General features: G+C 31.6%; 10 protein-coding genes. 4 read left to right on the top strand and 6 right to left on the bottom strand.

All coding sequences use genetic code 11. From position 1 onward, the window contains the following. Position 1: 1 nt before the first annotated feature. Positions 2-1,339 carry a hypothetical protein gene (locus FVF61_RS00235; RefSeq protein ID WP_148452044.1) on the bottom strand — a complete coding sequence of 446 codons (1,338 nt, stop codon included), beginning with the start codon at positions 1,337-1,339 and terminating at the stop codon, positions 2-4. A gap of 14 nt (positions 1,340-1,353) precedes the next feature. Beyond that, a complete protein-coding gene (locus FVF61_RS00230; RefSeq protein ID WP_148452042.1) occupies positions 1,354-2,835 on the bottom strand; it encodes a choice-of-anchor B family protein in 1,482 nt (493 codons plus the stop codon). A gap of 269 nt (positions 2,836-3,104) precedes the next feature. On the opposite strand from FVF61_RS00230, the gene thiL reads away from it, so the two are divergent. Next, positions 3,105-4,151 carry a thiamine-phosphate kinase gene (gene thiL / locus FVF61_RS00225; protein WP_148452040.1) on the top strand — a complete coding sequence of 349 codons (1,047 nt, stop codon included), beginning with the start codon at positions 3,105-3,107 and terminating at the stop codon, positions 4,149-4,151. Here thiL and FVF61_RS00220 read toward each other — a convergent pair. Continuing rightward, positions 4,141-4,410: a hypothetical protein gene (locus FVF61_RS00220; RefSeq protein WP_148452038.1), complete on the bottom strand. Its 270-nt coding sequence runs from the start codon at positions 4,408-4,410 to the stop codon at positions 4,141-4,143. The two genes, thiL and FVF61_RS00220, sit on opposite strands and share 11 nt — an antisense overlap. Before the next feature lie 59 nt (positions 4,411-4,469). Beyond that, positions 4,470-5,246 (bottom strand): alpha/beta fold hydrolase, encoded by a 777-nt coding sequence (locus FVF61_RS00215; protein ID WP_148452036.1) that lies wholly within the window; start codon positions 5,244-5,246, stop codon positions 4,470-4,472. Between the two features lie 42 nt (positions 5,247-5,288). Here FVF61_RS00215 and brnQ point away from each other — a divergent pair, with 42 nt between their 5' ends. Continuing rightward, entirely contained in the window at positions 5,289-6,590 is a 1,302-nt protein-coding gene (gene brnQ, locus FVF61_RS00210) for a branched-chain amino acid transport system II carrier protein (RefSeq protein ID WP_148452034.1), read from the top strand. Here the strand turns inward: brnQ and FVF61_RS00205 are convergent. Together FVF61_RS00205 and FVF61_RS00200 are read right to left on the bottom strand one after the other, a co-directional pair. Beyond that, complete coding sequence (locus FVF61_RS00205; protein ID WP_148452032.1) at positions 6,573-7,613, bottom strand: DUF481 domain-containing protein; 1,041 nt, start codon at positions 7,611-7,613, stop codon at positions 6,573-6,575. The two genes, brnQ and FVF61_RS00205, sit on opposite strands and share 18 nt — an antisense overlap. Before the next feature lie 159 nt (positions 7,614-7,772). Then, on the bottom strand, positions 7,773-9,062 hold the full coding sequence (locus FVF61_RS00200) for an aminopeptidase P family protein (protein WP_148452030.1): 1,290 nt from the start codon (positions 9,060-9,062) through the stop codon (positions 7,773-7,775). 266 nt (positions 9,063-9,328) lie between these two features. Between FVF61_RS00200 and FVF61_RS00195 the strand changes: the two genes are divergently transcribed. Continuing rightward, complete coding sequence (locus FVF61_RS00195; protein WP_148452028.1) at positions 9,329-10,000, top strand: succinate dehydrogenase cytochrome b subunit; 672 nt, start codon at positions 9,329-9,331, stop codon at positions 9,998-10,000. Positions 10,001-10,014: 14 nt separating this feature from the next. Then, the coding region (locus tag FVF61_RS00190) for a fumarate reductase/succinate dehydrogenase flavoprotein subunit (protein ID WP_148452307.1) at positions 10,015-12,026 on the top strand (2,012 nt) is incomplete at its 3' end.

The raw sequence follows: 12,026 nt of genomic DNA, 5'->3' as shown, positions 1-12,026 counted from the left end.
TTTAGTTAGTTATTTTAATAATTAATACATCTGAAAATCCTTTGTTTTCAGAAACATCACCATCTATACTTTCAGATTCGCCAACGGCTATTATTGAACTATCATATAATTCAGTAACGTCGTAAGTATAATCTATATTTGATCCTCCAATTGATTTCTGCCAAATTAGAGAGCCTTCAGAATTTATTTTAAATAACCAAGCATCGTTTTGACCTTGATTTCTTGTTAAATTGCCATCTGCACTACGTGAACTTCCAGAAATTAGAAAGCCATTATCTTGAGTTTTTTTTATAGAACGACTGACATCGAAACTACTACCACCAAAAGATTTTTCCCAGATGAGTTCGCCTAAAGGTGTTATTTTAATAACCCAAACATCTGCGCCTCCAAAATTTTGAGAAACGTCAAAATCGTTGCTTCTTGAGTCGCCAACTATTAAATAATTGCCATCATTAGTATCTATTATAGATCTAGCTTCATCAATTTGTGAACCACCATAATTTTTCTCCCAAAGTAGCTCTCCTGTAGCTGCTATTTTAATAACCCAAAAATCGTATTCACCAAGATTGTTTGAAATATCTACATCGTTACTATCTGAAGAACCTATAATTATGTATCCATTGTCTTCCGTTTTAATAACATCGTATGGTGTATCTGTAAAAGAGCCACCATAGTATTTACTCCATTGAATGATTCCATTAGAATCTATTTTTATTGCCCAATAGTCACCACCTGCATGTTTGGAGGTGTTCAGCTTAGTGTTGCCAGCTCCACCAGAAGCAGTTACATCAAGAACTCCTACTAATAAAAAACCGCTATCACTAGTTTGAGTGATAGAAATACCATTATCTAATCCTGAATAACCATAAGACTTTTGCCATATAATGTTACCTGTGGCATCTAGTTTTGCTAACCAGTAATCTTGTAAACCTGCATTTTCTGTTACATCCTGATTACTACTATAAGTATAACCTAAAATAGCATAGCCTCCTTCAGGTGTTTGAATAATTTTATTGCCTCTATCGTCTTCGGTTCCACCATAGGTCTTTGACCATTGAATGGAATTGTTAGAGTCGAATTTTAAAACCCAATAATCATAACCTTCTATTGGTTTATCTGAAATATCACCATCACTACTTTGTGTGTAGCCTAAAATGGCATAGCCTCCATCTGTAGTACTTGTTATGGATTGTGCACGATCGTTTTTAGAACCACCATATGTGTTTACAAAATCTACCGTATGTTGAGGATTGTCTTGATTGTTATCAGATTCACAACTACAAATGATTGAAAGTATTGAAAATAGTAATACGATTGTTATGTTTCTATTAAAAAACATGGAATAGTTTATTATTATGTGCCACTTTTTCTAACTATAAATAGACCTCTATTTATATCACTTACAATAATGTTACCACTTGCAAAATATGGATAGACATTCCATGCGCCTTTAAAACTAGTATTGTTGTTTTCAGGATAAGTATCAAAATATCCTATTTCTTCCATAGAGTTTGATGATATATTTGAAATGTCAATAATTCTTAAACCAGCTGAATAATTAGATAAATAATAGTCATTACCTTTTACATATCCATTATGGTCTATAGCAGCTGTTGGGCCATTATAATTCATATGTAAGGTTGGGTTGTCTAAATCTGCGAAATCGAACACTATGGTTCTAGTATTATTACCAAATCCTAACTCGTCTGTTTCATCACCTAGAATGAAATATTCCATATTTTCTGTAAACCATCCTTGATGCACATATCCAATATTGTTGTAAGTTACTGTAGAGATTGGAGTTGGATTACTTTTATCTGTAACATCTGCAATAACTAATTCACTTCCATTCGAGCCAATTAAAATTTCTTGTCCTGCATAATCTGGATCTGGTCCATTATAAGTTACTACTTGAGCATCGTGAGAATATCCAGGAAAACTACCTTCATTAATTGGATTTGTAGGATTTTGAATATTAATAAATAAAGGACCTCCTGAATTAACATTACTTCCTACAATGTAAGCATAACCAGATGTTTCATTAATTACAATATTATGAGCAGCTCCAAAACCTGTAAAGTGAGCATCTGAAGTAAATGTTTCTGGCGCATTTGCTACATCTCTTAACCTTGTTAAATCGAATACTTGCATACCATGCCCAGAAGCTTCACTTACTATAAAAGCATAATTATTATATGTTTTAACATCTCTCCAAACATTCCCACTATTTCCAGGATTTGCGCTTGCTAATTTACCAAGTAAAATTGGAGCAGTTGGATCTGAAATATCCACAAAAGCTGTTCCTTGAGTAGAGCAAACTAATGCATATTCTTTATTAGTTGTTGGATCTGTCCAACCCCAAGAATCGTTTCCTTCAGCTCCAGTCTCAGCTAATTCTTCTATTGAAATGTAACCCATTAAGTCGTAATTATTACAAGAATAAGGTCCGGCCATCCCGTTTTCACAAGCATATAATGGAGTTACAAAAGGTGTGTCATCACAAACATCACCAATACCATCGTTATCTGAATCTTCTTGTCCAGGATTTGGAGTTAGAGGACAGTTGTCAATATCGTCTAGAATACCATCATTATCCAAATCATTTTCAGTAATTTCTTCACATGCATCCCCTATACCATTGTCATTAGAATCTTCTTGATTTGGATTGAATTCGTTAGGACAGTTGTCAGTAGCATTAGGAATACCATCATCATCTGTGTCAACAATAATTATTGGATCAACAGGCTCATCATCGCAAGCTTGAAAGCAAGTTAAAATAATGCATCCAAATAAAAAGATTTTTAAAAAGGTTAACTGTTTTTTAAAAGTAAACATTAGCAAGTTTTTTTGTATTAGTTTGAGTTAGGGTAATAAGAATAAACGAATTCAAATAAAAGAATATTGTTTAACGAAAATTTTTATAATCTATAAAATATATTCTTTAAGTAGATAGGTTTATTTCCACAAAAATAACAGAATAATGCAAAAAGAAGTTATATACTCATCTAATTTTGTGTTAAATGTTAAAATCATTTATTAAATTATTTGAGTAATTATCAACTTATTATGCATTGACATTTAAAATAGCTTCTTATTTTTGCATCATGATAGAAGATAAAAACCAGAGTAAAACACCATTAAGTGAACTAGGAGAATTTGGACTTATTGATCACTTAACAAAAAACTTCAAAATTAATCATGTTTCAACAATAAAGGGAATAGGGGATGATGCTGCTGTTTTAGATTTAAAAAATAATCAAATAGTAGTAACTACAGATATGCTTGTAGAAGGCGTACATTTTGATTTAAGTTACATGCCTTTAAAGCACTTAGGATATAAAGCCATGATTGTTAATTTATCTGATGTTTATGCTATGAATGCAGAGGCTAAGCAGGTTACAGTCTCTATTGCAGTATCTAATAGATTTCCTTTAGAAGCTCTAGAAGAATTGTATTCTGGGATTGAAACAGCTGCTAAAATTTATAATGTGGATGTAGTAGGTGGAGACACTACGTCTTCGACTACTGGATTAATTATTTCTATAACAGCTATTGGTAGTGTTAAAACGGACGAAGTTGCCTATAGAAGTGGGGCAAAACCTAATGATTTATTAGTTGTTAGTGGAGATCTTGGTGCAGCTTATATGGGATTACAAGTATTGGAAAGAGAAAAAGAAGTTTTTAAAGTGAATCCACAAAATCAACCAGATTTAGAAAACTATACGTACATTATTGAAAGGCAATTGAAGCCTGAAGCAAGAAAAGATATTGTTAAATTATTAAAGGATTTGGAGGTTAAACCAACTTCAATGATTGATATTAGTGATGGGCTATCTTCTGAAATCATGCATTTATGTAAACAAAGTGAAGTTGGATGTGAATTGTATGAAAATAAAATTCCCTTAGACCCTCAAGTTATTTCAACATGTGAAGAATTTAATATTGATAGTACTACAGTTGCTTTAAATGGTGGAGAAGATTACGAGTTATTATTTACTATATCTCAACAAGATTTTGAGAAGATAAAAGCAAATCCAAATCTTACAGTTATAGGTTTTATAAAAGAGAAAAGCGCAGGCATGCATTTAATTACTAGAGCAGAAACTAGTATTCCTTTAAAAGCCCAAGGATGGAATTCGTTTAGTAGTTAGTTAACTGATGAACGAATGTTTTGTTTTTTAGATACATCATACGTCTATTGTAAAAGTCTTCTAATAAATTGTTTATCTCTTTATATTTTGGAGTCAGTTCAATTAGGTTTCCATTACTATTAGTAGTAAGTTCTTTTTTACAACATTTGCACGTGTATTCTTTTACGTGTGAGGTAATTTTTTTAGATACCTCATAATTGTGCCCAAAAAGGTCGCAATAAATTTTAAAAGGATTTCTGTTGTTAGTAGATTTATTCATTTTAGTTGGATTTGGAACTCTAACTTAAATAAAAAAGCAATATAATAGTCGAAAAGCAGTTATTTTTCGATGAAATGCATTATAAAGTAGGATAATTCTTTCATATTCTCTATATGAGACATATGCCCATCAGGAAATTCTATGATTTCTACATCAGACTTTTTGAGTTGTTTTTTAATAGCATTTGGATTAATTATTGGATCTTGAATTCCAATAATAACTAATTTTTTTACTGGAAGGTTTTTAAAAAACTTCGTTCTATCTTTTCTAATTTTCATCCCTTCATTACAAGCAATATAACCTTGTAGTGGAGTTTTTAAAGCTTCATTAAGGGCTGTTTCTAATTCTCTCCTATATAAAATTTTGCTTTTATTACTAAATAAGTTGGTAAAAGACATTCTTACCATATTTTCGAAATTAGTTTTTACCATGTTATTAGCTCTAGTTCTTAGCATCCTTCGTTCTTCATTATCTGTTCCAAATGTTGAGTTCATTAAGCATAATCCATTTAAAGCATCAGGATTTTTTTCAGCATATGCTAAGGCAACGTATCCACCCATAGAATGACCTATAATTATAGATTTATTAATTTTTAAATGTTGTAAAACAGCTTCAACAGCTTCAGCCATAAGTTCCATGCTATGTATGTAACCTAGACACTCTGTCTTTCCATGCCCTAATAGATCTATTGAAATAATTTGATGAGTTTTAATAATTTCAGGAATTAAATTTTCCCACATGCTACTATTTTCAAGAAAGCCATGAAGCAAAACAATGGCATCTCCATTTCCTTCAACATAATAATTAATTTGAATGTCTTTGTATTCTAAAATCATATTTAACTTATCTTGTGCAAAGATATAAAGACTAGTAGGTTTATGAATAATACAAAAGAAGTTCTTGTTACATCATTTGCACTTTTCTCATTATTTTTTGGAGCCGGAAATTTAATTCTACCTCCTTATTTAGGTTATACTTCAGGAAACGATTGGTTTATAGTAACTCTCGGGTTTGCAATTACGGCTGTTTTAATTCCAATATTAGGGATTTTAGCGCATGCAAGACTACAAGGCACCATGTACGATTTTGGAAAGAAAGTATCTCCATTATTTAGTTCTGTTTATTGTTTCTTGGTATATGTAATAGCTATTTCTTTACCTGCTCCTAGAACTGCATCTGTAACTCACGAAATTGCTGTTGCTCCTTTTTTTACAACTAGTGCATTATTAACAAGTACTATATATTTCGCATTAGTTTTTGTATTTGTTATAAATCGTTCAAAAATTTTAGATTTAATCGGAAAATTTTTAACACCATTAATTGGTATTATATTATTACTAATAATATTTATAGGAATAGTTACGTCTCCAGTAGCAGTTAGTCAAACTTTTATAGAAGCACCAATTGCAAAAGGAATTTTAGAGGGTTATCAAACTTTTGATGCTATTGGAGCTGTAGTTGTTGGAGCAGTTATAGTAATTTCATTAAATTTAAAAGGGAATATTACTTATAACGAAAAAAAAGAATTAATAACTAAATCTGGTTGGATTGCAGGTACAGGATTACTAGTTATATATGCTGGCTTGATTTTGAGTGGCTCTTTGTTTCAAACAGAATTTTCAGAAAATGCAACTAGAATAGAAGTTTTAACAGGGTTAAGCAGATTTACTTTAGGACATATAGGTACTTTATTTCTTAGTGTTTTAGTAGCATTGGCATGTTTTACTACTGCTGTAGGTGTAGTTGTTGGAACTTGTGATTATGTTAAAGCTTTATTTAAAGGTTCTCAAACTGCATATTTAATAACAGCTGTCTTAGGTTGTTTAATTGGTGTTTTAGTTGGCAGTTTTAATGTTGGGTTTATAATTGATATTGCATTACCAGTACTTATGTTTATTTATCCAATAACTATTGTTTTAATTATACTAAACGTTATTCCAAATAAATATGTTTCAATTTTGGCGTTTAGAGCTGTGGTATTAATAACGTCTATATTTAGTATTCCAGATTTTTTGAAATTTATAATTCCAATAGAAAATGTGCAACCATTAATAGACGTAATTCCATATGGAAATTTTAGTTTGGGTTGGGTTTTACCAGCAATAATTACCTTTATTCTTTGTTATTTGTATACGAATCAATTAAACAAAAAAAATAAGTTGTTAATGGAAAGAATATGATAATTGAAAATTTACACCATAATCATTTGTAGAGGCTGCATCTGCTGGAGGTTTGCTGTCGTAAGTGTAGTAAAATGTTAATCCAACTTTAAAATTATCACTTAATAAATTAATTTTTGGGTTTAGATTAAAAACAACTCTATGTCTTCCAGAATCCGTAAAATAGGGTAAGTAACTAATATCAGAATCAACCCATAATTTTGGAGATTTATATTTGTAAACTCTCCAAACCAGCTGAAAAATTCCAGCAATGTCATTTTGTTCTGATGATCCTCCATAAGGAATTTCATGTGTTAAATTAATACCTGTTCCTGCATAAAATCTATTCCAATTATTATAGGATAGATCCTTTAACCCCATTAAATCAATTCCCCATCTTTCTTTTAATCCTAACTCAGAGTTTTGACTAAATCCAATTGATAATTGTGTTGACCATCCCTTTTTTAATAATCTTTGCCAAGCCATTGAAATATCAGCTTTTCTAGAACCTAAAGTGTCTGCTTGATAAGTGTTGTTTTGATCCCAGGCCACTTCAAAATAAGCTTTCTTTTTTCTATAATTTAAATCGCCAGAAAAGGCTAGATTTGCTATATCACTACCTTTAGAATAGTTAAATCCTAAACTAAAATCACCACTTATTTTTAGCCAGAAGCTACTCTTTATGGGGTAGATTTCAACAATATCACTTACTGTAACTAATATTTTCTCCTTTTTTGTAATGATATTTACAGTGCCAAATGTTTCAGATGCACCAAGCGATCCAAAATAAATGGCATCGTTTTTTAATTTAATTTCAAATTGTTTTTTAGATATAATCGTGTTTACTTTTATATTTTCTAAGCTGATAGTTCCCATGCCATCCATTTTCCATGAAATTACCCCATATGACAAACTTTTAAGCTCTCCTGTTAAGATGTTTTTATTTACATGGTAAATGGTATCTGTTTTTTGAGCCATTACTTTTTTAAAAGGAATGACTAAAAATGAAGAAAATAGAAATATATAAAGTGTAGATTTATTCAAGATTTGATTTTTTTCAAAAGTAAATTTAGTCTTTATTTATTAGTAAATAAAAATTGATTGTAAATATAAAACCTCATGAGATTAATTTTCATGAGGTTTATTAAGTTTAATTCTGATTATTTTCATTTTTATTAAGGCTATTATAATCTAAAATGAATGTTAGTTCATGATATCTTCAATTTCATCGACCTCAATAGGTATGTTTCGCATTAAGTTAAAAGGCTCTCCTTTTTTCTGAATAACCACATCGTCTTCCAATCGAATACCAAAACCTTCAGCAGGTATATAGATTCCAGGCTCCACAGTAAACACCATATTCTCTTGCATAGGTTCTGTTAAAATCCCGTAGTCATGAGTGTCTAATCCCAAATGATGTGATGTGCCATGCATAAAATATTTTTTATAAGCTGGCCAATCTGAATTTTCATTTTTCACATCAGCTTTGTCTAATAATTTTAAGCCAATTAATTCCGAAGTCATTAATTTACCAACTTCCACATGGTAATCTGCCCAGATAGTACCAGGAACCAATAATTTAGTGGCTTCATTTTTCACGCGATTTACAGCGTTGTAAACCTCTTTTTGACGTTTGGTAAATTTTCCTGAAATTGGAATAGTTCTAGTCATGTCACTAGAATAATTAGCATATTCTGCTCCTGCATCTATAAGCAATAAATCGCCAGCTTTACATTGCTGATTATTTTCAATATAATGTAATACATTGGCATTGTTGCCAGAAGCAATAATAGGTGTATAAGCAAATTTTCTAGATCTATTTCTAATAAATTCATGTAAAAATTCGGCTTCAATTTCATATTCCCAAACATTTGGTTTTACAAAATTTAAAACACGTCTAAAACCTTTTTCAGTAATATCGCAAGCCTGTTGTAATAATTCTAATTCTAAAGAATCTTTCACAGAACGTAAACGTTGTAAGATAGGATTGCTTTTAGCTACGCTATGAGCAGGATATTTTTCTTTCAACCATTTATTAAAACGGTCTTCTCTTGTTTCGGTTTCAACATTGGCTCTGTAATGTTCGTTTGTGTTTATATAAACTGTATCTGCTTGAGACATTAACTCAAACATAATTTTCTCAAAATCTTGCAACCAATAAACAGTTTTAACCCCTGAAGTTGATAAAGCAGCTTCTTTGGTTAATTTTTCGCCTTCCCATACTGCAATATGGTCGTTGGTTTCTTTTAAGAATAATATTTCTCTATGTTGTTCTTTTGGGCAATCTGGAAACAGTACCAAAATACTTTCTTCTTGATCGACACCACTTAAGTAGAATAGATCTCTATTTTGTTCAAAAGGCATGGTGCTATCTGCACCAATAGGATAAATATCGTTTGAATTAAATACAGCCAAACTATTAGGTTTCATTTTAGCAGTAAAATTTTTACGATTTTTTATAAAGAGTTTGTTGTTGATTAAATGGTATTTCATGAAGTTTTTATTTTTATTTCCGTAAATGATAGAAATCTTATTAATTCTCAAAAATACGTATTTCCTTTTGGCTTATAAAAAAGACGAATCAATTTATTATAAATTTAACTGAAACATAAATTTTACCTTGGTATGTTGTTAATAATTATAGGTTTCAAATCTTCAATCTGTTTAAAATCATTCTAAATACAGACATTAAATTGTTTCAATTTTGTCTAAAACTGATTGGAAGTGTATCTTTGTTTGATATAAATTAAACTTCAACAATGAGCGGAATTTTGAATTCTTCGATTGGAAGAAAATTTGCCATGGCACTTTCGGCTTTCTTCCTAATGATTTTTTTACTACAGCATTTTGTAATTAACTTTACCTCAATTATTAGTGCCGATACATTTAATGAGATTTCACACTTTATGGGAACTTTTTGGTTGATACAATATGTCATTCAACCTATATTAATTTTTGGTGTGATTTTTCATTTCATCATGGGTTTTGTATTGGAAATCAAAAACAAAAAAGCACGAAATATTAATTATGCCAAAAATAATGGGGCTGCTAATTCAACATGGATGAGCAGAAACATGATTTATAGTGGGCTATTTATCTTAATTTTCTTAATCATTCACTTTATAGATTTTTGGATTCCAGAAATCAATACAAAGTATATTGTTGGTGATATGTCTGGAATGCACAATGGAGAATTTAGATATTTCCATGAATTACAAGAAAAATTCGTTCCAATTTGGCGTGTGGCTTTATACTGTATAGGGTTTGTGTTTTTGGCACTTCACTTATTACATGGTTTTAACTCTGCATTCCAATCTGTAGGAGCAAATAACAAATACACAAAAGGATTAAAAGGTTTTGGAAAAGCGTATGCTATTTTAATTCCACTAGGATTTATCGTTATTGCGTTAGTTCATCATTTTAATCACTAAAAAAATATCTAAATATGGCTTTAGATTCTAAAATACCAGAAGGTCCAATTGCAGACAAATGGACTAATTATAAAAATCATATCAATCTAGTAAATCCAGCTAATAAGCGTAACATTGATGTTATTGTGGTTGGTACAGGTTTAGCAGGTGGTTCTGCTGCTGCAACTTTGGCAGAACTAGGTTATAACGTAAAAGCATTTTGTTTTCAAGATTCTCCTAGACGTGCGCATTCAATTGCTGCACAAGGAGGAATTAATGCTGCAAAAAATTATCAAGGAGATGGTGACTCCACATACAGATTGTTTTACGATACTGTAAAAGGTGGAGATTATCGTTCTCGTGAAGCTAACGTTTATCGTTTAGCTGAGGTTTCAGCAAATATTATTGATCAATGTGTTGCACAAGGAGTTCCGTTTGCAAGAGAATATGGAGGGTTACTAGATAACCGTTCATTTGGTGGAGTTTTGGTTTCAAGAACCTTTTATGCTGCTGGACAAACAGGGCAACAATTATTATTAGGCGCTTATTCTGCTATGAACCGTCAAATAGGTCGTGGAAAAATAAAAATGTACAACCGTCACGAAATGTTAGACGTGGTTGTTGTAGATGGGAAAGCTCGTGGTATTATTACACGTAATCTAATTACTGGAGACATTGAAAGACATTCAGCTCATGCTGTAGTTCTTGGAACTGGAGGTTATGGAAACGTTTTCTTCCTTTCAACTAATGCCATGGGATCAAATGTAACAGCAGCCTGGAAAGCTCACAAACGTGGTGCCTACTTTGCAAATCCTTGTTACACTCAAATTCACCCAACTTGTATTCCAGTTTCAGGAGACCATCAGTCTAAATTAACGTTGATGTCTGAGTCTTTAAGAAACGATGGACGTATATGGGTTCCTAAACACATGAAAGATGTTGAAGCTATCAGAGCAGGAAAATTAAAGCCAAAAGATTTAAAAGAGGAAGATAGAGATTACTACTTAGAGCGTCGTTATCCTGCTTTTGGAAATTTAGTACCTCGTGATGTGGCATCTCGTGCAGCCAAAGAACGTTGCGATGCAGGTTTTGGTGTGAATGCAACAGGAGAAGCTGTGTTTTTGGATTTTGCTTCTGCCATAGAACGTTATGGAAAAGAGCAAGCAACAGTTAGACATTTAGATGCTAATGATGCTGCTTTGGTGAAAAAACTAGGACAAGAAGTTATAAAAAATAAATATGGAAACTTATTCCAGATGTACGAAAAAATCGTAGATCAAAACCCATACGAGACACCTATGATGATTTATCCAGCTGTACATTATACCATGGGAGGTATTTGGGTGGATTACAATTTAATGACTACGGTTCCTGGATTGTATTGTATAGGTGAAGCCAACTTTTCAGATCATGGTGCCAACAGACTTGGAGCTTCTGCTTTAATGCAAGGTTTAGCCGATGGTTATTTTGTATTGCCTTATACTATTGGAGATTATTTGGCAGATGATATTAGAACAGGAAAAATTTCAACAGATACTAAAGAATTTGACGAAGCAGAGAAAAGTGTTAGAGATAGTATCAACCATTTAATAAATAATAATGGAACTCATTCTGTAGACCACTTCCATAAAAAACTTGGAAAAATTATGTGGAATAAAGTTGGAATGGCAAGAAATGTAAAAGGATTAACTGAAGCTATTCAGGAAATAAAAGAACTTCGTGCAGAATTCTGGAAAGATGTTAAAGTTCCAGGAACTAATGAAGAATATAATGAAGAGCTTGCAAAAGCAGGTCGTGTAGCAGATTTCTTAGAATTAGGAGAATTGTTTGCAAAAGATGCCTTACATAGAGAAGAATCTTGTGGTGGACACTTTAGAGAAGATGCTGTTGAAGAAAGTGGCGAACAAAAAGGAGAAGCAAAACGAGACGATGAGAATTTTGCTTACGTAGCAGCTTGGGAATTTAAAGGAGAGCCAAGTGATGCTGTGCTTCATAAAGAAGATTTAGAATTTAAAGATATTGAGTTGAAGCAACGTTCGTATAAGTA

Source organism: Xanthomarina maritima, from assembly GCF_008084905.1.
GTDB classification, from domain to species: domain Bacteria; phylum Bacteroidota; class Bacteroidia; order Flavobacteriales; family Flavobacteriaceae; genus Xanthomarina; species Xanthomarina maritima.
The sequence above is the reverse complement of the archived record's forward strand: the minus strand, read 5'-3'. Positions and strand labels throughout refer to the sequence as shown.